27 protein-coding genes are annotated in these 26,734 nt (G+C 66.8%); 9 read left to right on the forward strand and 18 right to left on the reverse strand.

The window, feature by feature from the left end:
• Positions 1–39 precede the first annotated feature (39 nt).
• Complete coding sequence (locus GSE44_RS16720) at positions 40–1,161, reverse strand: hypothetical protein (RefSeq protein WP_159349968.1); 1,122 nt, start codon at positions 1,159–1,161, stop codon at positions 40–42.
• Between the two features lie 55 nt (positions 1,162–1,216).
• Entirely contained in the window at positions 1,217–2,059 is an 843-nt protein-coding gene (locus tag GSE44_RS16725) for a hypothetical protein (RefSeq protein WP_159349969.1), read from the reverse strand.
• An 844-nt stretch (positions 2,060–2,903) separates the two neighbouring features.
• Between GSE44_RS16725 and GSE44_RS16730 the strand changes: the two genes are divergently transcribed.
• Positions 2,904–3,419, forward strand: a complete 516-nt coding sequence (locus GSE44_RS16730; protein WP_159349970.1) for a papain-like cysteine protease family protein — start codon at positions 2,904–2,906, stop codon at positions 3,417–3,419.
• Positions 3,420–3,629: 210 nt separating this feature from the next.
• Entirely contained in the window at positions 3,630–4,178 is a 549-nt protein-coding gene (locus GSE44_RS16735) for a hypothetical protein (protein WP_159349971.1), read from the forward strand.
• A gap of 99 nt (positions 4,179–4,277) precedes the next feature.
• On the opposite strand, the gene GSE44_RS16740 is transcribed toward GSE44_RS16735, so the two are convergent.
• From GSE44_RS16740 to GSE44_RS16780, 9 genes are all read right to left on the reverse strand, one after another.
• A complete protein-coding gene (locus GSE44_RS16740; protein WP_159349972.1) occupies positions 4,278–4,727 on the reverse strand; it encodes a hypothetical protein in 450 nt (149 codons plus the stop codon).
• A gap of 101 nt (positions 4,728–4,828) precedes the next feature.
• Positions 4,829–5,200: a hypothetical protein gene (locus tag GSE44_RS16745; RefSeq protein ID WP_159349973.1), complete on the reverse strand. Its 372-nt coding sequence runs from the start codon at positions 5,198–5,200 to the stop codon at positions 4,829–4,831.
• Positions 5,197–5,925, reverse strand: coding sequence for an NUMOD3 domain-containing DNA-binding protein (locus GSE44_RS16750; protein ID WP_159349974.1), 729 nt, complete (start codon positions 5,923–5,925; stop codon positions 5,197–5,199). Before GSE44_RS16750 ends, GSE44_RS16745 begins: the two co-directional genes overlap by 4 nt.
• Before the next feature lie 139 nt (positions 5,926–6,064).
• A complete protein-coding gene (locus GSE44_RS16755) occupies positions 6,065–6,499 on the reverse strand; it encodes a hypothetical protein (RefSeq protein WP_457852168.1) in 435 nt (144 codons plus the stop codon).
• 272 nt (positions 6,500–6,771) lie between these two features.
• Entirely contained in the window at positions 6,772–7,605 is an 834-nt protein-coding gene (locus GSE44_RS16760; RefSeq protein WP_159349975.1) for a phage capsid protein, read from the reverse strand.
• Positions 7,606–8,143: 538 nt separating this feature from the next.
• Positions 8,144–8,806: a hypothetical protein gene (locus GSE44_RS16765; RefSeq protein WP_328799089.1), complete on the reverse strand. Its 663-nt coding sequence runs from the start codon at positions 8,804–8,806 to the stop codon at positions 8,144–8,146.
• Entirely contained in the window at positions 8,803–10,242 is a 1,440-nt protein-coding gene (locus tag GSE44_RS16770; RefSeq protein ID WP_159349976.1) for a portal protein, read from the reverse strand. Before GSE44_RS16770 ends, GSE44_RS16765 begins: the two co-directional genes overlap by 4 nt.
• 197 nt (positions 10,243–10,439) lie before the next feature.
• Complete coding sequence (locus GSE44_RS16775) at positions 10,440–10,970, reverse strand: hypothetical protein (protein ID WP_235924897.1); 531 nt, start codon at positions 10,968–10,970, stop codon at positions 10,440–10,442.
• Between the two features lie 4 nt (positions 10,971–10,974).
• The gene (locus GSE44_RS16780) at positions 10,975–11,418 is read right to left on the reverse strand and encodes a hypothetical protein (RefSeq protein WP_159349977.1); all 444 of its coding nucleotides are present in this window, start codon (positions 11,416–11,418) and stop codon (positions 10,975–10,977) included.
• 124 nt (positions 11,419–11,542) lie between these two features.
• Here GSE44_RS16780 and GSE44_RS16785 point away from each other — a divergent pair, with 124 nt between their 5' ends.
• Complete coding sequence (locus GSE44_RS16785; protein ID WP_159349978.1) at positions 11,543–12,178, forward strand: S24 family peptidase; 636 nt, start codon at positions 11,543–11,545, stop codon at positions 12,176–12,178.
• A 30-nt stretch (positions 12,179–12,208) separates the two neighbouring features.
• Here the strand turns inward: GSE44_RS16785 and GSE44_RS16790 are convergent, their stop codons facing one another.
• Positions 12,209–14,140, reverse strand: coding sequence for a phosphatidylglycerol lysyltransferase domain-containing protein (locus GSE44_RS16790; protein ID WP_159349979.1), 1,932 nt, complete (start codon positions 14,138–14,140; stop codon positions 12,209–12,211).
• Positions 14,137–15,768, reverse strand: a complete 1,632-nt coding sequence (locus GSE44_RS16795) for a lysine--tRNA ligase (RefSeq protein WP_159349980.1) — start codon at positions 15,766–15,768, stop codon at positions 14,137–14,139. The genes GSE44_RS16790 and GSE44_RS16795 overlap by 4 nt, the downstream gene beginning before the upstream one ends.
• A gap of 205 nt (positions 15,769–15,973) precedes the next feature.
• Between GSE44_RS16795 and GSE44_RS16800 the strand changes: the two genes are divergently transcribed.
• Entirely contained in the window at positions 15,974–16,981 is a 1,008-nt protein-coding gene (locus GSE44_RS16800) for an aspartate-semialdehyde dehydrogenase (protein WP_159349981.1), read from the forward strand.
• A gap of 137 nt (positions 16,982–17,118) precedes the next feature.
• Here the strand turns inward: GSE44_RS16800 and GSE44_RS16805 are convergent, their stop codons facing one another.
• Both GSE44_RS16805 and GSE44_RS16810 read right to left on the reverse strand, forming a co-directional pair.
• On the reverse strand, positions 17,119–17,772 hold the full coding sequence (locus GSE44_RS16805; RefSeq protein ID WP_159349982.1) for a hypothetical protein: 654 nt from the start codon (positions 17,770–17,772) through the stop codon (positions 17,119–17,121).
• Positions 17,773–18,004: 232 nt separating this feature from the next.
• Entirely contained in the window at positions 18,005–19,513 is a 1,509-nt protein-coding gene (locus GSE44_RS16810) for a catalase (protein WP_159349983.1), read from the reverse strand.
• A 207-nt stretch (positions 19,514–19,720) separates the two neighbouring features.
• Here GSE44_RS16810 and GSE44_RS16815 point away from each other — a divergent pair, with 207 nt between their 5' ends.
• A complete protein-coding gene (locus GSE44_RS16815) occupies positions 19,721–22,552 on the forward strand; it encodes an ATP-dependent DNA helicase (RefSeq protein ID WP_159349984.1) in 2,832 nt (943 codons plus the stop codon).
• A 51-nt stretch (positions 22,553–22,603) separates the two neighbouring features.
• On the forward strand, positions 22,604–23,038 hold the full coding sequence (locus GSE44_RS16820) for a tellurite resistance TerB family protein (protein ID WP_159349985.1): 435 nt from the start codon (positions 22,604–22,606) through the stop codon (positions 23,036–23,038).
• A 58-nt stretch (positions 23,039–23,096) separates the two neighbouring features.
• On the opposite strand, the gene GSE44_RS16825 is transcribed toward GSE44_RS16820, so the two are convergent.
• Positions 23,097–23,357, reverse strand: coding sequence for a hypothetical protein (locus GSE44_RS16825; RefSeq protein ID WP_159349986.1), 261 nt, complete (start codon positions 23,355–23,357; stop codon positions 23,097–23,099).
• An 867-nt stretch (positions 23,358–24,224) separates the two neighbouring features.
• Between GSE44_RS16825 and GSE44_RS16830 the strand changes: the two genes are divergently transcribed.
• From GSE44_RS16830 to GSE44_RS16840, 3 genes are all read left to right on the forward strand, one after another.
• Complete coding sequence (locus GSE44_RS16830) at positions 24,225–24,656, forward strand: TolB-like translocation protein (RefSeq protein WP_159349987.1); 432 nt, start codon at positions 24,225–24,227, stop codon at positions 24,654–24,656.
• 144 nt (positions 24,657–24,800) lie between these two features.
• Positions 24,801–24,953 carry a hypothetical protein gene (locus GSE44_RS16835; RefSeq protein WP_159349988.1) on the forward strand — a complete coding sequence of 51 codons (153 nt, stop codon included), beginning with the start codon at positions 24,801–24,803 and terminating at the stop codon, positions 24,951–24,953.
• Between the two features lie 217 nt (positions 24,954–25,170).
• Positions 25,171–25,668: a hypothetical protein gene (locus GSE44_RS16840; RefSeq protein WP_159349989.1), complete on the forward strand. Its 498-nt coding sequence runs from the start codon at positions 25,171–25,173 to the stop codon at positions 25,666–25,668.
• A gap of 31 nt (positions 25,669–25,699) precedes the next feature.
• Here the strand turns inward: GSE44_RS16840 and GSE44_RS16845 are convergent, their stop codons facing one another.
• Together GSE44_RS16845 and GSE44_RS16850 are read right to left on the reverse strand one after the other, a co-directional pair.
• A complete protein-coding gene (locus GSE44_RS16845) occupies positions 25,700–25,909 on the reverse strand; it encodes a cold-shock protein (protein ID WP_159349990.1) in 210 nt (69 codons plus the stop codon).
• A gap of 97 nt (positions 25,910–26,006) precedes the next feature.
• Positions 26,007–26,734, reverse strand: a 728-nt coding sequence (locus GSE44_RS16850; protein ID WP_328799090.1) for a TCP-1/cpn60 chaperonin family protein, incomplete at its 5' end; no start/stop codon positions are given.

Raw genomic sequence — 26,734 nt, forward strand, 5'->3', positions numbered from 1 at the left:
ACGGCCTTGGACTGTCCAAGGCCGTCTCCATGGGCGGCGTCAGCTAGTTTGCCGCTCGGCCTCTTCCAAGGCGAGCATGTCGCTTTGCGCCTGCATCAACTCGCGTTGTGCTTCGGAGAAGAGTGCAGCATCACCGCCTTTGTGAAGCTGGTAATTCAGAGCCGCCTTCCGGTACGCAACCCTGCTCCGCTCAACAGGTGGTGCATCAACCGTCAAGGCATCCAACTCGGCCACCGCCTGCTTGTGCTCCTCTTCCAGCTTACGAAGCGCAAACCGCTTGCCGGACTGCGCATTCAGATCATCACAAAGACGGCGAAACTTCTGACGCGTGCGCTCTAGCTCTTCCTCGGCTTGCCTGGAACGTTCAGTTGCCTCAGCCAAAGAGCGCTCGGAAGCCTCCAAGTCCCGATCCTGCTGCTCGCGCCATGCCCGGTATTCCTCTTCATACTCCCGCGCGGCAGCTTCCGCCCTCCGACGCTGCTCCTCCTCTTTGTCTCTCCGCTTGGACCTCGCGGGTCGCATCCGGGGCTTGGCTGGTTCAACCACTACCCGCTGCGGTGGCGGTTCCAACGTGGGCGCTGGTGCTTGCTGCTGCGCTAGCTCCCGCTCCCCTGCCGCAATTAGTTCTTCCAGTGCCTCGATGGCGGCCGTCTTTGCAGGCTGTCGGCACCTGTCCCAGTCGTGATCCTTGCTCCACCGCGCTTTGTCGAAGTAGGGCAGCCGCTCGATTAGCTCTTCTGCCGTCTCAGGCATGCGCTTGATGTTGAGAGGTTCACCCGGCCAAGTGTAAGCCTGCCTCTCAGTCTTCGGCATTTCACTCCACCGATGGAACGCTCGCAGTGCAGTCATGTAAGCGCGAAGATAGAGTTGATGCGGGAACTCCACCATCACGGTCTGCCAACGCTCCAAATCCTGCTTGGCATGCGCCTTGTCCTCCTCATACCAGTAGGTCGCTGACCTGTTGTTCTCCGTCTTGGCCTCCTTCCAGAAATGCAGTCGGAGCGCATTCAACTCAGCGACACGCTCCTCCATCTTCTTGATGGCCGCGCTGGAGAGCAGGTGGTTGAACGCCTTGCTCGGCTTGTCCAGCGGATCAGGCTGCCCCTTCTCGATGTAATCTTCCAAAGTGATCTTGAGTATCGTGAGTTCACGCGGTGTCATGCAGCAGCACGGGGAGGGTTATTGGCCCTCCCCGTGTCCCTAGGCGGTTGGTGGATCAGACAGTTGCGGGAGACTGTGAGGCGGCGCTCTTGGCCCCGCGCTTGCCAGTCTTCTTTGCGGCCTTCACCACCTTCTCAACCTTGGGCTTTGTCTTGTCCTCAGCACGAAGAGCATCCTGAGCGAGCTTGCGGACGACACGCTCCGCGTCCTTCTCGCTGCCCTTCACGAACTCCATCAGCACCCACTCGCCATTGGGAGCCTTACGCAGAGCGGCGAGCACGTAGTTGATCTTGCTCAGGTCCTCCAGCACGGGCGTGGGCAGGTCCTCGACCGCATCGCTGATGCTGAGCGCGGGGTTGGTCAGTTCCTCCACCTTCTTCTGAACTCGGGCAGCCTTATCGCTGTCAGAACGATGCGCGGCCTTATCAGCCTCGATGATACCGTGCATCTTGCCCTTAAAGCCTTCGATGCGAGCGACAATCTCCCTGTCCGGCACATCATTCTCGTAGAGCCAGCGCAACGCATAGGCGTACTTGTTTGCGCTGGAGTTAGGAATGAACTTCCTCCGCTTCACTTCCAAATAGTCCACAGTCTCCGTCTCGTGGAAGCTGCCCCAGAGCATCTTCACGCCAGAAAAAAACGGGTTCTCGTGCGGCTTGGGTTGGGCAATCTGGCGCTCGTTGTAAGCCCGAATTAGCTCAGCGACCTTCTTATCTTCGGTGGTGAAGAGGTAGTCGCTCAGAATTGCCAGGGCATCAGCCAGCATCGCGTAGGTTCGCGCGCGGCTGCTGGTATCGAAGTTGCTCTCGGCGGCCTTGAAGTCAGCGCGGCTGCTGCTGTCTTCCACAACCAGCTTAGAGAACTGGTTAACGCGGTCGTTCAGAGAAAGAGTGGTCATCTAGCGGTCCTCGCAAGGCGCGAGGGTGTGCAGGGCCGGTGTCATCGGACATACGCGGTCACCCGCAACACCCAAGCTGGGTTGTTACGAACGACCGCCTCACCAGGGCGGAGTTCCCAGGCCCTTACGAGGCCCGAAAACATGGAGCAGCATGCCTGCTGTCCGAGGAGTGGTTTAACAGACCCAATCAACCAACGGGGTCGCTCAGTCCCACTCTACAACCGAAACGTTGAACACCAGATGGTGCACCATCTGGTGGCGGGAGATACGCCCGCCGCGTCGGTTTGCTCTCAAGGGCAGTACCGGATCTGCATGCCCTGGTGATGCCTGCGCCGGATAAGCGCAGACGGAAGGGTCATTACATCATGCGGTCAGTATTGTCAATCGAACTGGCCGGCTTTGCGCTTCAGGAAAGTGCTCAGGACCACCGCTTAAATACAGGCGCAACAGGGAGTGCTTCGGCTGCTCAAACTTCGATGCTGCAAAACGAACCCGGTCCCCATGAAGGAGGCCGGGTTTCTCGTCAGTAGGCCATGACTACTAGTCACGACCCCTGCCCCGCCCCCGGCAGCCCCTGCGGACCCTGCGGACCCTGCACAGCGGGAGGGACACAGCAGCGGGCAGCGCAGCATGTCACGCGAGCTAGGGGTGCCCACGGCCCCGCCTTAGTGGCTGACAGGCCGGGCAAACGGCTTGTCTTTGTGAAGGGGGTAAAAGGCCCCCCCAAGTGCCAAGCGCCTGCTGACGTGTGGAGAGATATGCGAACGAAGCACCAAAACATCTTCCGTTTTCGGTGCTTTCCTGTAACAATGCTCCACCCGTAACGCATTACGAGGTAAGAACCATGGCACTTGCACCACAAAAGGACGACGTAGTTCTGCAAGTCCCCATGATGAAGCAAAGTAAGGAAATGTCCTGCTGGCTGGCTGCCGCGCAGATGCTTCTCGCCTACCGTTCAGCCACCTCGATGATAACTGACACCAATAGCATCGCTTCTCTCAATCGGTACTTCTTAAACAAAGGTCTGTCCGCAGCCTTAGTGCAGGACTTTGCAAATGAGTGCGGTCTGAATTCGCGCCCCAGCAACATTCTCCTCTCTCAACGGGACAAAAAAGACTATGCAAACACTCTCCTTCGGTGCGGCCCGCTTTGGGTCTGGATATACGCCGGCAACAACCAGCGTGGAGGCCACCACATCATCGTTGTGAATGGGATCGTGACTACGGCGTCGGGTCCTCAGGTGATGGTGAATGATCCCTCCGACCCCTCATGGGCCGACAGCTACCCTCTTGCGGACTTCAACAACCGAGCACAATGGTTTGTACCTATTCTGTACAAGCTGTCGGCAGGCACGTTTTAGGTGCCTCGACGCACACAGGCACGCGGCCTAGCGTGCCAGGCTACATTTGGCTGGCAGTTGGCGTGAGGTGAACGTTGGTGTGGACAAGCACGCCAATTCGAGCGACGAGAAGAAATACACGTGATTACCAGACCCCCGCGTCCCTCCACTAGCCAACAGGCCGCTTCTCAGTTCTAGTCTCCCGGCGCAACGTTTGGGAGGACGCGCTACTTGGCGGAGAACATCGCAACCGTTGTCGATTGGTTCGGCCCCTACACACGAAGTGAGGCGCCGAAACACGCAGGCGAATGGGGCCTGAGGGGCCTCTACGCCGCAGTAGGTCATAAACTGGTGGGTACACGTGGGCCGCGCAAGCTACTCTACGTAGGGATAAGCGAGAACGTAGCTGCCCGCCTGGCCTCATCTCACCACAAGCACAATGAGATTGAGCATGCAAAGATCTGGCTGGGCGAAGTGTCAGTTCCGGGCATCCCGGGGAAACGCACACAGAAGACCAACCCTCACTTCGCTAGCGCCGAATGGGCTCTCGTCTACTTTCTTAAGCCCCCATTGAATACCAAGAAGACTGTCGGCGCCCCTAACTCCTCCTGCGTCTTGCTGAACCGCTGGTGGGATTACAACTCTGCAACTGGCGAATACACTTCCAAAGACCGACCGTCTGCCGGCTGGGCTGACATTGTCGAGTATGACGCCTTCCGCCGAACTGCCAATTTGATTTGGCTTGGCAGGAAAGCCAAGGTGAAGCAGATCGATTTCTAACGAACTGATCCGGCGCACTGAGCTGCTCAGATGTGAAGGCAGCCAATTGACACTCAAGCCCGGCACTCGGCCGGGCTTTCTCTGTCTGAGCGATGGCTACTAGGCGTTGCGCTCGAATAGAGCAGCGAGCGCCGCGTAGGTCGTGCTGAGGTTCGAGAACAAGGCCGCTGCCTCAATGGCTAGCGTGTCCTGCTGGACCTGCTGGGCGTTGACGCTGATGCGTCCGTTGCGGATCGCCGTCGTGATGTCGAGCAGCTTGGCTGCCTGCTGGGCACTCGGCATGACGGTGGGTGGCGGTAGTGCGGGTGTGCTGCTGACAGGTACGGAATAGACCTGGTTGTCGAACACCGGCACGCTGTCGAACTCAGCTGGCACGGTGACCTTCTTGATCTTCGCGTTCTGCTTGGCCCATGCGATGCGCTTGGGGCTGAGACTGCCGTAGCGCTCATAATCGGCCAGTGCGCCCGTGCCACGATCTTTGTAAGCCTCGTCCGTGACTGCGATCAGTTCCTTGAGGAATGCGACGACTGCTGGGTTTCCCTTGCTCATGTTTTTCTTCTCCTTGTAGTGCTGGAGCGTGTTTCTCTCTGGCACCTTTATTTATCCATTGAGCAAGGAAACTCCTGAACACAGACTCAAACGCATGCGCGTTACGCCGTGGCCCTTTGCTGGTCGGCCAGTTGATGCACCCGAGCCCTCGCGGCTGGAGTGACGGTACGATGGGCGATTAGGTCTTGTGCGACTTCGACAAGGAAGACCTCGTCGGCGCTGCTGACCTGTGCCTCGTTGGCCAGGTAGTGCAGATCGGCTTTGAGCGCTGCATCGGCATCCTTGCGGGCCTTGAGCGCGGCCGTGTCGATTAGCGGCTTGGCGCTGCGGACCCGTAGCTCGGCCTGCATGCTCCTGCGGAGCGCGTTGAGCGGCCCTGCCAGCGGACCTGGAATGCTGTTCAGCTGGTCCAATGCCCGCTGGATGGTCTCGTCGCTGTAGGCGCTGTCGCTGTTGAAGGTGAAGCCGCTCATGCTGCATCCCCCTTTTCGGCTGCACGCCTGCGCTGCTGAGCCTCCCTCATACGCTGGCGCGTCTCGTCGCTGAAGACGCGGCCCTTCTTGCTGTCGCTCATGCGCTGACGCGTTTCAACCGAGCGCTTGATGCCCCGCATGGTGTCGCTGATCTTGCGACGGTGCTCCTCTACGCAGCCATGACCGCCATTGAACACGGGGGCCGAGGCAGAGACCGTCACGCTGCCCGACATGCCGCTGGTGGCCAGGGTGACGCCGGCAGGCGCATGGCGCGCGAAGGGTCCTGCGCTGAAGGCGAAGTCGGCGATGCCCCAGACGCCCGCGTCCGAACGGGTGATGGCCTGCGGCCGCATGTCGCGGTGGAGCAGCAGCAGCATGCTCGCATTCTGCGTGAAGGTGATCTGCGGCAGCGCCGCCTCTGTCCAGGGACCGGGCAGGATCGCGACGAGGCTATCGCCCTGGAAGGCCCACATGGCACCGTTGACGAGCGCCAGCAGATAGGTCTGGTCCGAACTCGCCTCGAAGGGGATCAGCCGCGCGGGTCCCGGCAGGTTCGCCAGATGGCGCAATCCCGGCCGCCGCTGCACGCCGCCGGTGGGCTGGATGAAGACGTTGCGCAAACGCGCGGCGCCATTCGTCCAGGCCGAGATGTCGCCGCGTCCCAGGAGCTCCGGGGCCAGCTCTCCCGCCGTGAAGGCGGTCTTGGCACGCCTGATGGCTGGCATGGAGATCAGCCCCGCACATCGAGGAGCGGGAAGTCCTCGATGCCTTTCGGCGTCTGCTGCTGACTGTCGGCCAACCGCGCCTGGCGCAGTTCGGATTCTGCGATCCGGTGCAGCATCTCGGCACGGGACGTGTTCTCGGTCAGCGGCAGGCAGAACTCCGCCGCCAGCCGCGCGACGAGGGCGGCGGCGAAAAACGGCGGGAACTCGCTCTCCGCCGGACGGAAGACATAGAGGTGAGCACCATCTGGAACGGGTCGGCATGCAGCCGGCCCTCCTGGATGCGGTAGGGAATGCCCCTACCCCGCCCGCTTCCCGCGGAGATCACGCGCAACAGGTCCGCCGGCGACTGGAAGGCATTGGCCAGATCCGCGACCGGCGCTGCCTCCAGCCGGTTCAGCTTCATTTGCCCCGTGGCGAAGGACCAGGGATGGCAGGACAGCAGCGCATCCCGCGTGCCTGGATAAAGGTTGGCGGCCACCTCCGCCTCGGCCGTTCCCTCCTCGAGGGAGGCAACCGGCAGCGCGCCGACCTTGAGCAGCGCACGCGAGCAGAGGACGAGGGCGGAAAGCGCCATCGGTTCGTGGCTCCCTGATGGGTGTTGGAAAGGGTGCGCGTGGAGCCAGGCACCGGCGCGGCCGCGAACGTCGCGCCATGCCGGCGCGGAACAGGCGGCGCGTCCATGCGCCCGGCCCCACGCGCGGCGCGCGCCGGCCCGGGTATGGGCGGCGCGCGCATCGTCTCGATCATCCGTGTGGAATGCGCGCGACGATCGCTCGTCGCGCGCATTGCCTTCATGCAGCCGTCACGCTGCAGGTCCGCTGATCACGCCGCGGCCCGCGTCCGGAACTATTCCGCGGCGCGCATCCGCACGACGCCGAGGTCGTCGATCATTACGGCGCCCTGGCTCATCATGTTGTTGACGAAATGCGCCGCACGGTCGCCGTGCCAGGTGATGTCCGTCATCACGTCCTGCGCCACCGCATGGCCGACGGCGGTGCGATGATAGAAGTAGCAGAAGCGCAGGTTGCCGCTCTTGGTCAGGCCGGAATGCGGCATCCACAGCGCGCCGAGCCAGCGCTTCGCCTGCATCCCCTTCCAGGGCAGGTCGGCGTCGCCGACATACTGGGAGTTGGCGAATTCCTCGATCTGCAGCAGTTGGCTCCACTGCTTCCAACCGACGACGGCGTAGCGGTTGCCGTCATCGGGCACATCGGACGCGCCGAGCATCTCGAAGGCCATCAGCACCTTCTGCTTGGTCAGCCCATCCGAGTCCGTGGTGCCGGCGGCGGTGCTGACGGCCTCCTGCGTCGCGGTGTCGAGGGCCGCGATGATCAGCTCGTCCGTCTTGCGGCCGAGCGCATAGGCGCCGGCATTGGCAACCACCGCGCGCTCATCCACGTTGGTCTTGATCTCATCGAGCTTGTCGACCCACTCGCCCGCATAATAATCCTGCAGGAAGCACTCCACCGCGGAGTAGTCGAGGTTCATCACGGGCACGACGCCGTTGCGCGCCTTGGCCGCCGCTGTGCCCTTACCCACGCGCGGGAAAACCGTGGAGGCGCCGGACACGCCGGTCTTGGAACGCACCGTCGGGCGCAGCTTGCTACCCTGGCGCTGGAAGGCCTCATGCACCTCGGCCTGGAACTGCTTGACGAAAGCTTGGTCGATCGTGGCGGACACGCATGTCCTCCTTCGGAGATGGGTTCAGGGGAATGCGCCCTGCCAGGTTGGCACGTCCATGCGGACGAGGCCGGGCAGGCCGCGGAACGGCACGCGCCCGCGCCCGGCGCCGCCTTTTGGGGCAGGGCCGGTTGCGGGTTGGTCGCGCCAGAATGGGAGAATGCGAAAAGGGCCTCGCCCGGTTCCGGACGAGGCCCTTTCGGGAGAAAAGAGACGGGGGCGGGCGGCACCAGGGGGAAGTAGGGTGCCACCCGCCCCCGTAGCCGGACCGCATGAGGGGGGATGCGGGTCCGGCAGCAATGGGGGGTCACCCTTGGGGGGGATGCAGTCAGTGACCGCCCGTCGCAGAGAGGCATCGGAAAAACGCGAGTTCTCGACTCAGGTTTCAGGGGCTTAGCCGAAATTCCTGAAGATGCAGATGAGGCTGCAGCATCACCCTCCTGTGAGCCGCCGGAAGCCATCGGTCACCCGCTTGACGAAGTCGGGCTCGCGGGAGCGCCAGTAGCGGGGGTCGCGCATCATCTTGCGCAGCGCCGCCTCATCCATGGCTTCGGGGGCAGCCGCCTGGCGCGCCAGCGCGGGTTCGCCCTTCTCCATACATGCGGTGCAGCGCCATCACCCCATCGGCGGTGGTGGAGAGAGCTGCCAGTACCTCCCCGGGCAGGTTGGCGCGGCCCCAGGCGGCAATCTGTCGCGCGGTGCGGCGGAAGCGCTCCTCGCCGCCGAACTCGGCGCGCAGCCGGTCGCGCTGCCGCTCGGCTTCGAACTGGGATGCGGCCTCGGCCACGATCGGCAACAACCGCTCCGCCGCCAGGTCATAGACGAGCTGCACCTGCGAGGGCGTGAAGCCCGCACGGTGCAGCGCCGCATTCACCTCCGGATCGGAACCGATCAACACATGCCGCGGCTCGACGGCGTAGTCATCCGCCGTGTCGGGCACGCCGATGGCCCGGCGGAAACGGATCCGTTCCTCCTCCGGCGCGTCATCACCCGGCGGGGCGAAACGGGCGGAGAGCTTTCTCTCCAGCTCGCGATAGGATTTCAGCAACGCATCCACGCGCAATGCGCCAAGCTCCGCATCCCAGAACTTCTCGGGCACGTCCTCGGGCCGCTTCACCTTGGCTGGCGTCTCCGGCACCTCCGCCGTCGCGGGGGCCTCGGGTCCTGGCTTCGGCTCAGTCTCCAGCAGGTTTTCACTCATGCGCCGGTTTGCTCCTGATTGGGCGCCTGTGCGGCGCTGGGTGCCAGAGGCGCCAGAACCGCGCTGGGCGCCGAAAGGGTGCGGGCCAGGTGCCGCGCTGCGGCAGGCAGATCGACCACCGCGGAAGCCGCCGGTCCGAGCGCCGCCACGGCCTGGAGGAAGAGCAGCGTGTTCGCCGCATCCGCCCTCCCCTGCACGCGGGCCAGCGGCGACTGGTAGGCGATGCGTGCCTCCTGCCCATCCAGCAGGATCGCTGGTACCTCGCCGCGGCGCCGCAGGATGGAAAGGCAGCGCGACACCAGCGGCGTCAGCAGTTCCGCCTGCAGCCGGCCATAGGTGGCGCCGAGCAGGCGGGCCGTTTCGGCGCTACGTTCCAGCACCTCAGTCGCCGTCATGTTCGGCCGCTGCGGTGCCGACAGCCGATCCGCCAGCAGGGCTGAGCGGATGCGGGCACGCATGTCGGACAGCACGAGCTGCGACACATCGAAGGAACCGGGCGCCGCCAGCAGCGTGAGGCCCGAGGAGCCGACCGCCTTCGGGATGATCGCCCCCGGCGCCAGCCGCACCGTGGCCGGATTCAGCACGCCGTCATCGTCGGCCTGCCAGATACCCGTCGCCGCAATGGAAGCGTTCTTCAGCACAAGCTCAACCACCTTGTTGGCGGTCCGGATGTCCGGCAGCGCCTTCATCACCGGACCGCGCCCATAGGTCTCGCCCGGCGCCTTCATCCAGCGGAAGGCGAGGAAGGGGCTCTCCTCGAAGCGCCCCTCGGCCAGCGGGATTCCGGCGCCGTCGCGCTCCAGCACCGCCGCGAAGCGCGGACCACCGAAGGCCGGCCACACCGCCTCGATCACCCGATGCGTCACCTCGGCCTCGTCAGGGCGGAACAGCGCCGGCGGCAACATCGCGCCGGGATAGCGTAGGGCAATCGCCTCGGCGGTCATCCGCACGAGGCGGTACACCGTATCCAACCAGCCTGAGGCGCCCTCCTCCAGCACCGCCTCACGCAGCGGCACGGCGGTGAAGCGCAGGGCCGAGGCCTCGCCCGGTGGCGCCTCCTCCACCAGCACCACGCCGGTGCCGGCCACCACGAGATCCAGGAAGGCCTGATGCATCTCGAGCGCGAAATTGGAGCGGTCCAGATGCCCCTGCAGCGTCTCCGCCGCGCGTTCCAGCACCGCGGCCAGTTCCGGATCCGCGCCCTCGTCCACCGGGGCCAGGCCGAACCAGCGGGACCAGGGCGGGGTCAGCTCCGCCAGCAGCGAGGCCGCGAGGTTCTCCGCGGCATCGGCGGCGGTGCCGTCATGCAGCGCCGGCCCGCCCGCTCCCGGATGGGTGGCCAGCACATGCTCGTAGCAGTCGCGCCAGACGCCCTCCCATGGGCGGCGGCGGTCCAGCGCGCGCTCGGCGCGGGCAATGATTTCGTCGGGCGTCATGCCGCGCCACCTCGCGGCGAGGAATCAGTCCTGTCGCCCATGGGCCTGCTCGCTCCTGTCTGCGGAACCCCGGCCCGTTCTGAAGGGCGCCCAAACGACAAAGGCCCGGCGCCGGAAGGGTCCGGGCCGGGCGTGCGAGTTCAGGGGATCGGGGAGGATCGCCACCGGGCGCAATTCGCCCATTGACAAGAGGGGTTCTAGCTGGCGGATCGCCGTTCGTCAAGAAAATTTTCCTCTGAAGGGAACATTTTCTTTAGGCCATTGAACAGCCCGTGCGGCGTCACGGCGAAGGGGGCCCCTGGTCCCAGAAGCGCCCGGCAGAGCGACACGCAGGAAAGCGGAAGCATCCCTGGCCAGCGCCGCGCGGGCGCGGCGGGCACGAACGGCCCGAGGACGCGGCAGCCGGCCCTGCGCCAGAAGCCTGGCAGGTCGAAGCCCGGCCCGACCGCCAGCCGCGTCACCAACAGCCGCCCCGAAAGTGGATCAAGCACCGTCCAGCCGTCCTCGTCCTGCAGCCCAGCGAAGCAGTGCCGGAACCCAGGCCGCAGGAGCCGCATCCAGGCTTGGTCCGCGCCGCCGCCGAAGGCGATCCACAGTGTCTGCGGCCGCGACTCCGCTGCCCGGCGGTGGCCCGGTCCGACACGGGCCCCGGAATGCACATCGCCGTCCCGGTTTCCCGGAACGGCGGCGAGCAGATCGGGTGCCGGCACGAAAGGCGTGCCCTGCATGGCGTCAGGCCGGCCGGGGCGCCGCGAAAGGCACGACGGAGCCAGAGTCGCCGGGGCTTTCCGGCCCGGCCACGATCCCCTTGAGCCGCAGAGGCCATTCGAGCCGATCCATCGCCTCGCGCCACAACCGGTGGTCGCCGCGCTCGCGAAGGGCCGCGGGATCGGGCGAGGTGCCGCGCTCGCCCCAGATGCGCATGATCCGCGCATGGGCCAGGTCGATCCGGCGCTGCCGGTACAGCCGGTCGAGGCATTTCACCACGTCGTCCGGCTCACAGGGCCGGGCGACGAGCCCGCGCCCGGAGACGATTCGCGCCCCGTCTCGCCGGGCGATGAGGGCGGCCATGGTCCAGAACCAAGCCTCCTCCGCGCTGCGGAAGGGCTGGACCTTGTCCAGACTTGAAAGGGTCGGCGCTGTGGTGCGGAGCGCACCGGAAGCGGGACGGGTCATCGGGGGCTGATCCTCGCCGGTTGTGAACACAACAAGAACATCAACCCACGGGCTTGTGACCGTCAAGACGATTCTATGATGGAATTCCTGTTGTCCCCAGATTTCGCGCCTATAGAATGGCGGAATGCAGCACGGCGACATCTGGCGGGCGCTCGACGCACTCGCGGCGGAGAACGGACTCTCAGCCTCCGGCCTTGCCCGCAAGGCGGGACTCGACCCGACTGCTTTTAACCCGTCCAAACGCACCGGCCCGGACGGCCGCGCCCGCTGGCCCTCCACCGAGAGCGTTGCGAAGGTGCTCTCCGCCACCGGCACGGGCATGGACGAGTTCGCCAGCCTCATCACCGGCAATCTCCGCACCACGGCCCGGCCCAGCCGCCGTATCCCGCTGATCGGCCTCGCCCAGGCCGGCAGCAGCGGCTACTTCGACGATGGCGGCTATCCGGTGGGCGGCGGCTGGGACGAGATCAGCCTGCCTGAGGTCGGCGATCCCAATGCCTATGCCCTCGAGATCAGCGGCGATTCGATGGAGCCCGTGTTCCGGGATGGCGACGTCATCATCGTCTCCCCCAGCGCCCCTGTCCGCCGCGGCGACCGGGTCGTGGTCCGCACCCATGGCGGCGAGGTGATGGCCAAGGAGTTGCTGCGGCAATCCGCCCGGCGCGTGGAGCTGGCCAGCCTCAACCCGGCCCATCCGAACTACAGCTTCGAGCTTGAGGAGCTGACCTGGATGCATCGGATCGTCTGGGCCAGCCAGTAGCGGCCCGGCAGCCCCGGCCGGGCTCCGCCTTCAGTCTCCCGCCGCACCCGCAGCGAGAAGCCGCAGCACGTTCTTCGGGTCCTGCTCACCCGACAGTGCCATCACCTGCCCATCAGGCAGCGTGACCGAGGCCATCCCCGCCTGCTCATAGGCCCGCAACATCCCGGACCCGACCCCGGCGAAAGCCGGCGCCACCCCGGCGGCATCGCACAGGTCCCGGAACCGCCAGATGGCGTTGATCCTCGCCTCTGCCGCACCGGCGGGATCGCCCTCAGCCACCCAGACCCCCTCCAGCCGCCGGAAGGCGAAGCCCGCCCGGCCACCATCGGCGAAGACCACGCCATCCGCATGGGCCGGCACCCGGGCCCCAAGCGCCGCCAGCCGCGCCTGTGCCGCTTCGTCGTAATCCTCGGCCTGGATCCGCGCCGGCCGCAGCAGCCGGAAGGCCGCGTAGAGCATCAGCGCCGCCGCCGCCCCCACCGCGAAGCGCAGCGGCGCCGGAGCGCCGGACTCCACCACCACCTCCCACCAGGCGGCGTTCGAGAAGCGCCCGTGATAGGCGACCGTTGCCAGGGTCAGCCCGCAGATCACCCCCGCCGCGAGGGAGAACACCCGCGCGCCCGTCAGCGGCTCCCCGGTCAGCCGCGCATCCCGGTAGAAGGCGTGCCGCATGACGGCCAGGAACAGCGCCGTGCCAAGATAGGCGGCGGCCACCCACCAGGGATCGCCCCGCACGGCCAGGATCCACACTCCGTTCAGCAGCAGGAACAGCCCCGCCCACCAGGCGATCCGCAGCCGCCGCAGCATGCCGTAGGACACCACCAGCAGCAGCGAGCCGACGACCGAGGCTGCGAACTGGCTCGCCAGCGCCGCCCATTCCCCGCCCCAGCGTGCGATATCCGCCCCATGCGCCGGCAGCGCGCCGACGAAGAGCAGGACCACCCCGCCGAGGCCGGTCAGCCCGGACAGTACCGGCACTTCCAGCGCACCCGTTACCCGCGTCTCGGCCTGCATCCGCCCCATGACGGCGCGTCGCTGGTTCAGCTCGAAGGTCGCGAAGAGCCCGCCCGCCAGGAAGAGCGGGACGATGTAGTAGAACAGCCGGAACAGCAGCACCGCCCCCACCACCTGGGCGGAGGGCAGGTAGGGCTCCAGGCTGAGCAGGATGAAGCCGTCGAACACGCCGAGGCCCCCCGGCACGCTGGCCGCCAGCCCCGCCGTATAGGCGGCGATGTAGATGCCTAGGAACTTCCAGAAGGTCAGCCCCGGCGCCTCGGGCAGTAGCGCGTAGAAGATCGCCGCCGTCACGGCCACGTCCACGCTCGCCAGCAGCACCTGCGCCACCGCCATGCGGAAGCCCGGCAGGTCGATCTGATGGCCGAAGATGGTGAAGGACGGCCAGAGGCGCGAGAGCAGCACATAGGTGCCGGAGATGCACCACATGACGACGCCGACCGCCTGCGCCGCCCAGGGCGGCACCAGCTCCCCCTCACCCACCCAGGGCAGGACGGAGGGTTCCAGCACCAGCACCAGCCCGCCCAGGGCAAATCCACCCAGGCCGAAGGTCAGGGAGGTGAAGGCGATGACCTTGGCGATCTCGACCGAGGTCAGTCCCCAGGCCGCGTAGAAGCGGTAGCGCACCGCGGCGCCGGAAACCGCCGCGAAGCCCAGATTATGCGCCAGCGTGTAAGCGCAGAAGGAAGCCAGGGAGGTCCGCAGGTAGGAGATCGGCTTGCCGGCATAGACCGAACCCAGCCGATCGTAGATCGTCAACACCGCATAGGCGATGACCGTCCAGGCCCCGGCCACCCAGAGTTGGCGCGCCGAGGTCGCCTCGAGCGCGCTCCCCACATCCTCCACCGAGAGGTTTCGGAACTCCCGCTGCACGACATAGAGCGCGCCGACCAGCAGGATCAGTCCGAAGACGGTTGGTCCGTGCCTGCGGATCAGCGCCCAGTTCATACGGCGTCCGCACTCCGCGCGAGCGTGCCCTCGATCAAGGCGACGGTTTCGGAAATGCCATAGAGCGCGACGAAGCCGCCGAAGCGCGGCCCTTCCTCCTGCCCCAGCAGCACCTGGTAGATCGCCGCGAACCAGGCCCGCGATACGCCGGGGCGGGATGGATCCTTGCCCGGCTGCAGGAAAGGCTCCCGCCGGCCCGCGTCATAGACCAGGTCCTGGATGGCCGAGGGCCGCTCGCCCGCGGGCAGTGCCTCAATCCGCGCCTGGTTTTCCCGCAGCAGCGAGGCCAGGTGCAGCAGCGCCTCGCGCTCGGGCTCCGTCGCCAGGCGGAAGCGCTTCGTCGGCTTCACCATGTCCCGGTAATAGGCCGAGGCCCGCTCCACCAGCACCGCCAGCATGGGCGATGCCTCGGGCGTGGCCTCCGGCGCATGGCGGCGGAGATAACCCCACAGCATCTCCGGCGTCTCGGCATTAGCCGCGACGGCGAGGTTCAGCAGCAGCGTGAAGGTGATCGGGCTGCCCGCGCCGTTGGGCAGCACCCCGCCATGGATGTGCCAGGCCGGATTCGCCGGGTCCGGTGTGGCCCGCAGCTTCTCCACATTCGCCAGATACTCGTCTGTCGCCCGCGGGATCACGTCGAAATGCAGCCGCTTCGCCCGGCCCGGCTGCTGGAACATGAAGAGCGACAGGCTCTCGGGCGGCGCGTAGCGCAGCCACTCGTCGATGGTCAGCCCGTTGCCCTTGCTCTTGCTGATCTTTTGGCCCTGGGCATCGAGGAACAGCTCATAGGTGAAACCCACCGGCGGCTCGCCGCCCAGCACCCGGCAAATGGCGGAGGACAGCTTCACGCTGTCGATCAGGTCCTTGCCGGACATCTCGTAATCGACGCCCAGCGCATACCAGCGCAGCGCCCAGTCGGCCTTCCACTGCGCCTTCACATGGCCACCCGTCACCGGCGTCTCGAAACGCTCCCCCGTCTCCGGATCGCGCCAGACGATGGTCCCGGCCTCCGGCCGCGTCTCATCCACCGGCACCTGCATCACCAGCCCGGTCTTTGGATGGATCGGCAGGAAGGGTGAGTAGGTGGCGCGGCGGTCCGGCCCCAGCGTCGGCAGGATCACCTGCCGCACCTCTTCATGCAGCGCCAGCATCCGCAGCAGCGCCGCGTCGAAGCGGCCGGAGGTGTAATAGTCGGTCGAGGAGGCGAATTCGTAGTCGAAGCCGAATTCGTCGAGGAAGGCGCGCAACCGGGCATTGTTATGCGCCCCGTAGCTGTCATGCGTGCCGAAGGGATCGGGAATTCGCGTCACCGGCTTGCCCAGATTGGCCCGCAGCAACTCGGGGTTGGGGACGTTGTCCGGCACCTTCCGAAGGGCGTCCATGTCGTCCGAGAACGCCAGGAGGCGAGTGGGCAGGCCCGTCAGCCGCTCGAAGGCCCGGCGTACCCAAGTGGTCCGCGCCACCTCCCCGAAGGTGCCGATATGAGGCAGGCCCGAGGGGCCGTAGCCCGTTTCGAACAGCGCCACGCCTTTCGCCCTCACCGAGGCGCGGTCGGCGACCTTCGCCGCCTCCTCGAAGGGCCAGGCGCGGGTGTCGCGCAGGGAGGGATCGGCGGGGAGACGTTCCATGGCGGCCCCCAATTGCCCCCGCGCCCCTGCGCGGTCAACGCGGAGGCCTTCCTGCCCGCTCGCGTGGCCGACACGCGGGCATTCCTGCCCTACGAAACGCGCGTCTCGCATCAGGCTCCACCACCTGTATAAGCCCACTGCCACTTTGGCAGGGGTGGGCCCTCCGGGACCGCCCCCCAACAACGCCTCGAGAGGATGGCAGGTCATGCGCGTTGGGGTTTTCGGTGCGACGGGCGCGGTCGGTAAGGAACTGGTGCAGGTCCTGGGGGACCGTGGCTACCCGGTGACCGAGCTGCGCCTCTTCGCCTCGACCCGCAGCGCAGGGACCCGAATTCCCACCCCCTTCGGGGAGAAAACCATCGAGGTCTACGACCCGGCCAATCCGCCGAAGCTGGACCTGGCCCTGCTCGCCGTCTCCGGCGACTGGTCCAAGGCCCATGCCCGACACCTGGTCGCGGCCGGGGCCGTGGTGGTCGATAATTCCTCCGCTTTCCGGCTTGAGGCTGACGTTCCGCTGGTGGTGCCAGAGGTGAACGCCTCGGCCGGCCACGGTGCCCGGCTGATCGCGAACCCGAACTGCACCACCGCCATCCTGGCCGTGGCGCTGGCCCCGCTGCACCGTGAATTCGGCCTGAAGCGCGTGATCGTCTCCACCTACCAGGCCTCCTCCGGCGCCGGCGCCGAGGGGATGCAGGAGCTGGAACAGGGCCTGCGCGAGGTTCTGGTGAATGGCGGCCAGGCGAAGAACAGCGTCTTCCGCCACCCGCTGCCGATGAACCTCATCCCGCATATCGATAGCTTCCAACCCAATGGCTACACGCGGGAAGAGATGAAGGTGACCTGGGAGACCCGGAAGATCATGGGCCTGCCGGATCTCCTGATTTCCTGCACCGCCGTCCGTGTCCCGACGCTCCGCGCCCATGCCGAGGCTGTGACGATCGAAACCGAGCGCCCCGTGACGCCGGAGGCCGCGCGCGCCGTCCTCGCCACCGCTCCGGGCGTGAAGCTGACGGACGACGTGGCGAATGCCGTCTACCCGATGCCGCTGACCGCCAGCGGCCGCTACGACGTGGAGGCCGGCCGCATCCGGTCCAACCCCGTCTTCGGCGATTGCGGCCTCGACTTCTTCGTTTGCGGCGACCAGCTCCTCAAGGGCGCCGCCCTGAACGCGGTGCAGATCGCCGAGGCCCTGCCGGTCAAGCTGGCGGCCTGAACCAGGCGGGGCGCCTGCCCCGGCCGTTCCATGATGAAGGGGGGAGAGCCGGCGGCTCTCCCCCCTTTCTTTATGCGCAAGCGCAATGCGCACGCGCAGTCGTCGCCCTGTGGCGTAACAGGCAGCCGGGCGGGGCGTCAGCCGCGCCAGGAGGTCCAGCGCAGCAGCCCGGTGCCCGGCCGCGCACTGGATGGCGGCGCCTCCGTCTCCACCGAAAGGGTCCGCGGTTGGCGCTCGGCCGGGCGCAGCGCCGGAACCTCCACCGGCAGGGTGCCATTCACCTGCGGCCCGCAGTCACCGGAACGATAGGACACGACATTAGGCCGCGCCTCGCCCGGTGCGCGGATGATCCGCACGGTCTGGGTGCATACGCCGCTGCCCGTGGAGGTGGTCACGGAGGTGAAGCCGACGCTGCCAGGAGGAATCGTCCCGGTGCCGATCCCGCCCAGCCCATCAGGGCGCGCGACCTGCCGCAGGGTGGCCGCCTGGGCATGAAGGAGGCTGGCGATCTGCCGGTCCATCTCGAGCGAAATCTGGTTCAGCACCGAGAAGGGCGACCCGGCCCAGAAGAGAGGTGCAGCCGGCGCCCAGGCTGCGACTGGCACGGCAACCGGTGCCAGGACGATCCGGGGCGCGACATTCCCGACATAGCGGATCTCCCCGATCCCGCGACCGGGAAGCTCGATCGTCATGACCTGGAAGTCAGGGCTCCTGGCCTCGGCCAGTCCGGCGAAGCTGGTAAGGGCCAGCGCGGCAGCGCCGGCAAGGAGTGCAGTCTTGGTCTTAGGCATGATGATCTCCGTGCTCATGCAAACAGCGCGAAGAGGACACAGGGCGAAGCCGCCGAAAGCATGCAGCGGGGCTCGGCTTGGCCAAAGGATAGGAAGCGATTTCCGGCACTTACAGAGGGCGTCCGTAACGAAGTGCTTCGCCGGCCGCGGCAGCCCGCCAAGAGAAAAGGCGGAGAAGCACCTGCTCCTCCGCCTCCTGTCCTGAAGCCGCCCGTCGCCGGGCGGCCTCACCTCACTCCGCAGCCTGCTTCGACGGCGCGGCCATGCCCAGCCCTTCCGCCACCCGGCGCCCGTATTCAGCATCGGCCTGGGTGAAGTGGCTAACCATCTTCTCCCGGATCACCGGCTCGCATTCGGACAGCGCACCAACGAGGTTCATCACCAACTCGTTCCGCTCCTCATCACTGAAGGCGCGCCAGCGCTCCCCGGCCTGCTTGAAGTTGGCGGTTCGCTCGATCCTCTGCCGCCCGATCTCGCCCTGCACGAAGGGACGCGGCGGTGGCGCGGTCCGCTGCTGCTCCTGCAGTCCCTTGAAGTTGGTCGGCTCGAAGTTGATGTGCGGATCGGCGCCCTGGTCGGCCCCATCAACCTTGTAGCTCATCTGCCCACCGCGCTGGTTGGTAGCGTAAGGGCATTTCGGCGCGTTGATCGGCAGCTGCAGGTAGTTCGGCCCCACGCGGTAACGCTGCGTGTCCGAATAGGCGAAGGTGCGGCCCTGCAGCAGCTTGTCCTCGGAGAAGTCGATCCCGTCCACCAGCACCCCCGTGCCGAAGGCCGCCTGCTCCACCTCATTGTGGTAGTCGGACGGGTTCCGGTTCAGCTGGATGTGCCCGACATGCAGCATCGGGAACTGATCCTCAGGCCAGAGCTTGGTGACGTCCAACGGATCCCAATCCAGCTCCGGATGCTCGTCATCGCTCATCACCTGGATGAACATGTCCCATTCCGGGAACTCGCCGCGCTCGATCGAGTCATAGAGGTCGCCAGTGGCGTGGTTGAAGTCCTTCGCCTGGATCGCCTGCGCCTCCGCCTGCGTCAGGTTCTTGATTCCCTGCCGTGGCTGGAAGTGGAACTTGCAGAGAACCGTCTTCCCCTCGGGGTCCACCAGCTTGTAGGTGTTCACGCCGGAACCCTGCATGTGGCGGTAGTCAGCCGGGATCCCCCATGGGGAGAACAGCCAGGTGATCATGTGGGTCGCTTCCGGCGACATGCTCACGAAGTCGAAGAACCGGTTCATCTTCTGGCGGTTGTGGATCGGGTCCGGCTTGAAGGCATGCACCATGTCCGGGAACTTCAGCGGATCCCGGATGAAGAAGACCTTCAGGTTGTTCCCCACCAGGTCCCAGTTGCCGTCCTCAGTGTAGAACTTGATGGCGAAGCCGCGCGGGTCGCGCAGAGTCTCCGGGCTGTGCCCGCCATGGATCACCGTCGAAAAGCGCAGGAAGATCGGCGTCTGCGTGCCTTTCCGAAACACCTTGGCGCGTGTGTATTTTGTGACCGGGTCGTCGCCCGCCATGCCGGTCGGGATGAAGATGCCATGGGCGGCGGCGCCGCGGGCATGCACCACCCGCTCCGGGATGCGCTCGCGGTCGAAATGCGTGATTTTCTCGAGGTAGTGATAGTCCTCGAGCACCAGGGGCCCACGGGGTCCGACGCTGCGCGTGTTCTGATTGTCGTAGACGGGATGTCCCTGGCGCGTCGTCAGGCCTGGGCCCGACACACTCTTCCTCTCGTCCGCCATACTGATTCTCTCCTTCTGTCACCCTCGCCGTGCGCCTCCGATGTCTCCGCATCGTTTCAGCCGGCGCAATAAATACAGGCGTAGTTAGTCCGATCTCGCCGAAACAGGCCAAGCTCGCGTTCTCAATACTTCGTGGTGGATAACCGTCCGCCTTCTGCTCCAGGGAACAAATAGGCACCGGCGCCCAAGCCCGCTAAGAAGCCGCCAATGCCGCCTAACTCGTCCACCACGCCGCGCCTGCTGCTGCCCGAAGCGCCCGCCCTGGTGGCCGGAATCGGCCGCGCCACGCTCGTTACTCCAGACGGCGAGATCGGGACGCTCCAGAACGGGGCCCTCGCCCATCGCCTCGCCGACCTTCCGCCCCCTCTGCTGGTCCATGCCCCCGCGACGGCAAGGCGCCTGAACCTCGCCCCCTTCTCCGTCGCCTACGACCTGCTCGAGCTCTTCGCCTTCATCCTTCCCGCCCAGCCTGCCGCCCCCACGCCGCGCGGCCTGGCCCAGGCGCTGGAGCTGGACGCTCCGAAGGATGACGAAGCCGCCGCTATCCTCCTGCCGGAGATCGCGACCACCCTCCTCCGCCGCCTCGCCGGCAGCCGCCACACGCTGCTCAACCGCGATGCCGGACAGCTCGCCGCCCGGCTGCGCGACGCCTCAGACTGGGTGTGGGCGCCCAGCATCCTCGCTGCCCTCGGCCAGCCCGATCCTCGCCCATCGACCGACGCGCTGAAGGTCTGGCGCCGCCTTCCCGAATGGGAGGAAACGGCGCCCCCTACCCCGCCCGCCTCCATCCCCGTCGCCCCGCTGGAAGCCCGCAAGCGCCTGGCCGAAATCCTCGGCGAGGGTGCCGAGACGCGCCCCGCCCAGGCCGACTATGCCTCCGCCGCCGCCCTCGCCTTCGCCCCGCGCGAGGCCGAGGGCCAGCCGCAGCTCGTCCTGGCCGAAGCAGGAACCGGCACCGGCAAGACCCTCGGCTACATCGCCCCGGCCTCCCTCTGGGCCGAGCGCAACGGCGCCCCGGTCTGGATCAGCACCTACACGCGCAATCTGCAGCGCCAGATCGACCAGGAACTCTTCCGCCTCTACCCGGACCCGGAAGACCGCCGCCGCCACATCGTCATCCGCAAGGGCCGCGAGAACTACCTCTGCCTGCTGAACCACGAGGAGGCGGTGAACGGCGCCATGCCTTCCCGCCTGCTCGCACTCTCCCTTGTCTCCCGCTGGGCCGCCGCCACGCGGGATGGTGACATGCAGGGCGGCGACTTCCCCGGCTGGATCGCGGAGCTTTTCCCCTGGGGCCATGTCGCGGGCCTGACCGACCGCCGCGGCGAATGCATCCACTCCGCCTGCCCGCATTGGCGCCGCTGCTTCGTGGAGCACTCCATCCGCCGCGCCCGCACCGCGCGGCTGGTCATCGCCAACCACGCCCTGGTCATGATCCATGCCGCGCTCGGCGGCGGCGAGGACCGCCCTGCGCTGCGCTACGTTTTCGACGAAGGCCACCACCTCTTCGATGCCGCTGACAGCGCCTTCTCCGCCGAGATCAGCGGCGGCGAGATGGCGGAGCTCCGCCGCTGGCTCCTGGGCGCCGAGGGCGCGCGCGGCCGCGCCCGCGGGTTGCGCCGCCGCCTGGAGGAGATCACCGCCGACCACCCGGCCCTCCTCCCGCTCGTGGATGAGGCGCTGCGCCATGCCGGCGCCCTGCCCGGCCCCGGATGGGGCTCGCGTCTCGGCGAGCCGGAGGAGCACGACCCCTATGAATTGGAGGAGGAGGAGCCCCTTCCGGGCGTTCCCGCCAGGACCAACCCGGGCGAGGCCTTCCTCCGCACCATCATCCTCCAGGTCCTCGCCCGCAGCCCGGAGGCCGACACGGGCTACGATGCCGAATGCGACCTCCACCCGCTCAACCCCGGTGTCTCCGAGGCGGGCGCGGCGCTGGAGGCAGCCCTTGCCCTCATCGAGACTCCGCTCCGTGCCCTCCACGCCCGCATCAGCGGGTTGCTCGAGGATCCGGACGCCGAGCTCGAAACCGGCGACCGCATCCGGCTGGACACCGCACGCCGCACCGTGGACCGCCGGGGCCTGCGCCCCCTCGGCGCCTGGCGCTCCATGCTCAGGGCCCTCGCCGATCGCACCCCTGAGCCCGGCACCCGCCCCGCCCATGTGGATTGGCTCGCCATCACCCGCCGCGATGGCCGGGTGATCGACGCCGCGCTGCACCGCCATTTTCTTGATCCGACCGAGCCCTTCGCCGCCGCCGTTGCCGCGCCGGCGCATGGCCTGCTCATCACCTCCGCCACTCTCCGCGATAGCGGCGAGGGCGACCCGGAGCACGCCTGGGAGGAGGCCGAGACCCGCACCGGCGCCATCCACCTTCCCACCCCCGCCATCCGCGCGGCGGTGCCCTCACCCTTCGACTATCCAAACCAGACCCTGGCGATCGTGGTGACGGATGTCTCCCGCGAAGGCCCCCAGGCCGCCATGGCCATGGAGCAGCTCTTTCGCGCCTCCGGCGGCGGCGCCCTCGGCCTCTTCACCGCCATCCGCCGATTGCGGGACGCCCATGCCCGCATGGCCCCGGGGCTGGAGGCCGCCGGCCTTCCCTTTTACGCCCAGCATGTCGACGCGATGGACAACGCCACCCTGGTGGACGTCTTCCGCGCCGAGGAAGACTCCTGCCTCCTCGGCACCGACGCCCTGCGGGATGGCGTGGACGTACCCGGCCGCTCCCTCCGCCTGCTGGTCTTCGACCGCATCCCCTGGCCCCGCCCCACCATCCTGCACCGGGAGCGGCGCACCCATCTCTCCGGCGCCCGCCCCAAGGCCTATGACGACGCTATCGCCCGGCACCGGCTGCGCCAGGCCTTTGGCCGGCTGATCCGCCGCGCCGACGACCGCGGCGTCTTCGTCCTGCTCGATGCCCGCGCCCCCTCCCGCCTGCTTGCGGGGCTGCCGGATGGCGTCATCGCGCACCGCATGGGCTTGGCCGAGGCGGTGCGCGAAACCCGCCGCTTCCTGAATGGTGATCACCCAGGCAATTGACGGCGCGCCCCGCAGCCTGCGAAGCCTTTCACCACGATGGACACGAACCTCATGGACACCGCCCCCACCTCCCTTCCCACGCGCTTCACGGCGCAGGAAGCCCTGGTTTGCGCCATGGTGCTGATGGGGGTGAGCGACCGCGGCATGTCCGATGCCGAGCTTGCCGCCATGTCCCGCCTGGTGCGTGAGCTGCCGGTCTTCAGCGATTTCCACACCAACGAGATCGGCACGGTGACGGAGGTCGTCCTCACGCTGCTCGACCAGACGGAAGGCCTCGACCGGGCCGCGGAGATGATCCGCGACGCCCTGCCGCCCCGCCTGCGCGAAACGGCCTATCTCCTCGCCTGCGAGATCGCCGCGGCCGATGGCGACGCCACTCAGGAGGAACTTCGCTTCCTCCAGGATTTCCGCATAACCCTCGATATTGATCGCCTGGTTGCCGGCGCCATCGAGCGAGCAGCCAAGGCACGCTTTCAGGTTATCTGAAGTCCGCGCCAGACCGGCTCCGGGCGGCGCGATCAGCCCGCGCCGCCACGGCCGCCCGCTAGAGCGGCCCCATCACCTTTTCCTCGATCTCCTGCAACGCGGCCTCGAAGCCAGCGGCGATGACGGCACGGCTCATCATCACACTCACGACATCAGTCTCAGTCGGCGGTGCTTCCAGGGCTAACGCAAGCGCGGCGCGAAACCGCGCCATGCTTGAGGTGAGGTCACCTTCGCAGCATCGTTCCTGGAATAATGCCTCAAGCACGGGCTGAACCGCCCGCTTGACGACATCTGGCCCGGATTGCCGATTCTCGGTCATGAGCTTCCCCCTCCCGCGTCCGTAAGCCCCCCGGCTTGCAACACTTCGGACGTTCTAGGGGGCAGTTAGTTAACGTACTCACGAATGCAGCAAGCAATTCCGTTGCAGCTTCAGAAATTTCACGTGTGAGCGGCAGAGGCACCACACAAAGGGGGCCTCACGCGCCAGACAGGACTTCGTCATCGGCTCACAAAGGTCACCGGCAGGTTGGCGAACTGGTCCCCAGCCCGCCGGCAACCTTATCCAGTCCTTCGCAGGGCCGGGTCGGCGCCCGTTTACAAGAATGGAACGGTTACTTCCAGAAATAATTATGCGGCCGCGATTTGTCCGCAGGGCCAGCCTGATGGCCGCCATGCTCCGCCGGAACGCGCGACGCTCGGCTCGAGGACGATCCAGTGATCAGAACGCCTTGCCACAAGCCTTGCCTTGCCCCGTCACAAGAGGGCGAGACAATATTGGCCCATGCGAGCACATCGGCTGTCATGAAAGCCCTGACCGGGGACGACCTCTTCACGCCTGTGACCAGCGAAAGAAGCGGGATCACAGGCTATCACCTGCGGAGCACGGCCGGGTATTCGCAGCAGTCTCTCTACTTCAGCAGATCCTGCTGCGACCGGGATTTCCGCTATCTCTGGTTCGCCTGGTCAACACCTTGGGCGGGAACCGCAGCCAGCGGACGCATGCTGGGCGTGGTCGATCTGGTTCGGCGGGAAATCCGAAGTTTCGGGGACATGCAGTTCACGGAGGCATGTGCCGTGGCCCTCCCGGACACCGGCGAGGTGGTATGGTGCAACACCACCGGCGTATGGCGGCGAGGTCCGCTGCCGGACAGTGTGCCGAGCTTCTGCGGAGGCTTAGCCCTACGAGATGATCAAGAACCGGTTCGTGCGGCGCGTGGCAACGCAGATCAGCCTCAGCGCCGATGGCAAGCACGCATTCCTGGATAGCCGCATCGGCCTGCACAGCATCCTTGGAACCGTCGAGTTGGAGAGCAAGACCTACACGCCGCACTTCAGCAGCCCGCTGAACTTCAACCACGCGCAATTTTCGCCAACCGACCCCGATCTGGTGCTTCTCGCAAGGGATGATGATGTAAACTTGATCACGGGCGAGACGACGCCCTATGACCACCGCATGTTCCTCTATGACCTGAACGGGCGCCTCACGCCTTTCGGCCCGTCAGGCCGTGGCTATGGCCATGAGGTCTGGAGCGCCGATGGCCAGCATGTCTGGATCGTCGCCTATCGCCAGGGGGTGATGCGCGTGCCGGTGGACGGCGGCGAGGCCGAGCTCGTCTAGCCTGGCACGGGCTGGCATGCCCATGTCAGCACGTGTGAGCGCTATATCGTTGCCGATCATCGCATCGGGGCCAATAAGGGAGGCCCCGCCTGGCTGGTACGCTTCCTCAACCGGACGACCGGCAGGATGGTGGAGATCGCCCGGATGCCGGAGGCGCCCGCGGAAGATGCCCTGCATCAGCACCCCCATCCGAAGTTCGACGCATCCGACAGCGTGGTGATCTATACGACCCTCGTCCGCGGCGTGGCCGATGTCGCCGTGGTGCCTGTGGCGGACCTGATCGCAGCCACGAGCTAAGCAAGCCCTCCGCGCCTCCGGTCTCGCCCTGCCACATGCAAGCAGGGGACCGATCGACCTCGGTGGCGCGGGGCCCCGGCCGCGGCCCATCCCGTGGTTTACCGCGCTGAGCCAGAGTTCAGCACCGGCGGCCGGCCTTTGAGACTTCGGAACCTGAAGGCGGCAACAACCCCGCCGCAGCCGCGTTCCTCGGCATGACAGCGCAAGGGAGCAGGACATGTCGGAGACACAGAACCAGGGCACGCACCGCCACGTCGTGGCGACCTTCGCCACCCGGGAAGCGGCCGAGTCCGCCCTTCAGTACCTCGATGCCGAAGCCATCCCCCGCGACCGGATCACCATCCGCACCGCCGAGGTGAGCCAGGAGCCGCCGCACGCGCCAAATGAGATGGACGACCGGCTGCAGGAGGATGAGCATCGCAACCTCCGCACCATGGGAACCGGCCTGGCAGCCTCGGGCGCCGGAATGGCGGCGGCGGGTGTCGTCGTGGCCACGGGTGGCGCGGCCCTGCCGGCCATCGCGGCCGCCGCTCTGGCCGGGCTGGGCGCCGGCGCCGCGAGCGAAGGCGTGGCGGCCGCGGCCAACCCCGACGTCAAGCCTGATGAGGAGAAGGCGGTCGCCGTGCTGATCGTGGCGGCGGCCAACACGGACCATGCTGAACGGGCGAAGGGCGTGCTCCGCAACGCCTCCGCCCTGCGCGTCTGGGAGGAATAGCCGCCCACCGACGCCGGGCTGGCCGTCTTGGCTAGCCCGGCAGGATGCGCGTGACGGAGGGCGCCGGCTTCTTCGGCCGCTGCTCCACCTCATAGGCGATCTCCTCGCCCTTCTTCAGCTCCCGCCGCCCGGCAGCTTCCACGGCCGAGGCATGTACCATCACGTCAGGTCCGCCATCATCGGGCCGGATGAAGCCGTAGCCCTTGTGCGGCTGGTACCAGATCACCGTTCCCGTCGGCATCGCGCGCCTCCCGCCGAAATCCTCGAATTCCATAACGAAAAAGGGGCGGCCCGTCGCCGGGCCGCCCCCTCTCGTGAAGTCCTGGTCCGCGAACGGATCAGAAGTCCATGTCGCCCATGCCGCCCATGCCGCCGCCGGGGCCACCGGCCGGGGCAGAAGCCTTGGACGGACGCTCAGCCACCATCGCTTCGGTGGTGATCAGCAGGGAGGCGACGGAAGCCGCATCCTGCAGGGCCGTGCGCACGACCTTGGTCGGGTCGATGATGCCGGCCTCGACGAGGTTCTTGTACTCGTCGGTCTGGGCGTCATAGCCGTACTCATAGGCGTCGCTGCGGAGCACCTCACCGGCGATGACCGCACCGTCCTTGCCGGCGTTCTCAGCGATCTGCTTCAGCGGCACGGCGATCGCGCGGCGCACGATCTCGATACCGACCTGCTCGTCGTTGTTCAGGCCCTTGAGCTCGGACAGCTTCAGGCTGGCGCGCAGCAGGGCCACGCCACCACCCGGAACGATGCCTTCCTCGACCGCGGCGCGGGTTGCATGCAGCGCGTCGTCGACGCGATCCTTGCGCTCCTTCACCTCGACCTCGGAGGAACCGCCGACGCGGATGACGGCCACGCCGCCAGCCAGCTTCGCCAGGCGCTCCTGCAGCTTCTCGCGGTCGTAGTCCGAGGTGGTCTCCTCGATCTGCGCCTTAATCTGCTCGACGCGGCCCTGGATGGCCTCCTTCTCGCCGGCGCCGTCGATGATCGTGGTGTTCTCCTTCTCGATGCGAATGTTCTTCGCACGGCCGAGCTGGTTAAGCGTCACGGTCTCGAGCTTGA

Source organism: Muricoccus harenae (genome assembly GCF_009848505.1).
GTDB lineage: Bacteria > Pseudomonadota > Alphaproteobacteria > Acetobacterales > Acetobacteraceae > Roseomonas > Roseomonas harenae.

Bases quoted from the DNA above. Each gene is read 5' to 3' on its own strand.
- GSE44_RS16755 (WP_457852168.1), bottom strand. From the start codon at position 6,499: ATGGCGCTTTCCGCCCTCGTCCTCTGCTCGCGTGCGCTGCTCAAGGTC.
- GSE44_RS16770 (WP_159349976.1), bottom strand. From the start codon at position 10,242: ATGACGCCCGACGAAATCATTGCCCGCGCCGAGCGCGCGCTGGACCGC.
- GSE44_RS16845 (WP_159349990.1), bottom strand. From the start codon at position 25,909: ATGCCGACGGGAACGGTGATCTGGTACCAGCCGCACAAGGGCTACGGC.
- GSE44_RS16720 (WP_159349968.1), bottom strand. From the start codon at position 1,161: ATGACACCGCGTGAACTCACGATACTCAAGATCACTTTGGAAGATTAC.
- GSE44_RS16820 (WP_159349985.1), top strand. From the start codon at position 22,604: ATGGACACCGCCCCCACCTCCCTTCCCACGCGCTTCACGGCGCAGGAA.
- GSE44_RS16740 (WP_159349972.1), bottom strand. From the start codon at position 4,727: ATGAGCAAGGGAAACCCAGCAGTCGTCGCATTCCTCAAGGAACTGATC.
- GSE44_RS16725 (WP_159349969.1), bottom strand. From the start codon at position 2,059: ATGACCACTCTTTCTCTGAACGACCGCGTTAACCAGTTCTCTAAGCTG.
- GSE44_RS16805 (WP_159349982.1), bottom strand. From the start codon at position 17,772: ATGCCTAAGACCAAGACTGCACTCCTTGCCGGCGCTGCCGCGCTGGCC.
- GSE44_RS16745 (WP_159349973.1), bottom strand. From the start codon at position 5,200: ATGAGCGGCTTCACCTTCAACAGCGACAGCGCCTACAGCGACGAGACC.
- GSE44_RS16840 (WP_159349989.1), top strand. From the start codon at position 25,171: ATGTCGGAGACACAGAACCAGGGCACGCACCGCCACGTCGTGGCGACC.
- GSE44_RS16780 (WP_159349977.1), bottom strand. From the start codon at position 11,418: ATGACCCGTCCCGCTTCCGGTGCGCTCCGCACCACAGCGCCGACCCTT.
- GSE44_RS16810 (WP_159349983.1), bottom strand. From the start codon at position 19,513: ATGGCGGACGAGAGGAAGAGTGTGTCGGGCCCAGGCCTGACGACGCGC.
- GSE44_RS16825 (WP_159349986.1), bottom strand. From the start codon at position 23,357: ATGACCGAGAATCGGCAATCCGGGCCAGATGTCGTCAAGCGGGCGGTT.
- GSE44_RS16765 (WP_328799089.1), bottom strand. From the start codon at position 8,806: ATGAGTGAAAACCTGCTGGAGACTGAGCCGAAGCCAGGACCCGAGGCC.
- GSE44_RS16785 (WP_159349978.1), top strand. From the start codon at position 11,543: ATGCAGCACGGCGACATCTGGCGGGCGCTCGACGCACTCGCGGCGGAG.
- GSE44_RS16830 (WP_159349987.1), top strand. From the start codon at position 24,225: ATGATCAAGAACCGGTTCGTGCGGCGCGTGGCAACGCAGATCAGCCTC.
- GSE44_RS16730 (WP_159349970.1), top strand. From the start codon at position 2,904: ATGGCACTTGCACCACAAAAGGACGACGTAGTTCTGCAAGTCCCCATG.
- GSE44_RS16795 (WP_159349980.1), bottom strand. From the start codon at position 15,768: ATGGAACGTCTCCCCGCCGATCCCTCCCTGCGCGACACCCGCGCCTGG.
- GSE44_RS16800 (WP_159349981.1), top strand. From the start codon at position 15,974: ATGCGCGTTGGGGTTTTCGGTGCGACGGGCGCGGTCGGTAAGGAACTG.
- GSE44_RS16790 (WP_159349979.1), bottom strand. From the start codon at position 14,140: ATGAACTGGGCGCTGATCCGCAGGCACGGACCAACCGTCTTCGGACTG.
- GSE44_RS16815 (WP_159349984.1), top strand. From the start codon at position 19,721: ATGCCGCCTAACTCGTCCACCACGCCGCGCCTGCTGCTGCCCGAAGCG.
- GSE44_RS16750 (WP_159349974.1), bottom strand. From the start codon at position 5,925: ATGCCAGCCATCAGGCGTGCCAAGACCGCCTTCACGGCGGGAGAGCTG.
- GSE44_RS16775 (WP_235924897.1), bottom strand. From the start codon at position 10,970: ATGCAGGGCACGCCTTTCGTGCCGGCACCCGATCTGCTCGCCGCCGTT.
- GSE44_RS16835 (WP_159349988.1), top strand. From the start codon at position 24,801: ATGCCGGAGGCGCCCGCGGAAGATGCCCTGCATCAGCACCCCCATCCG.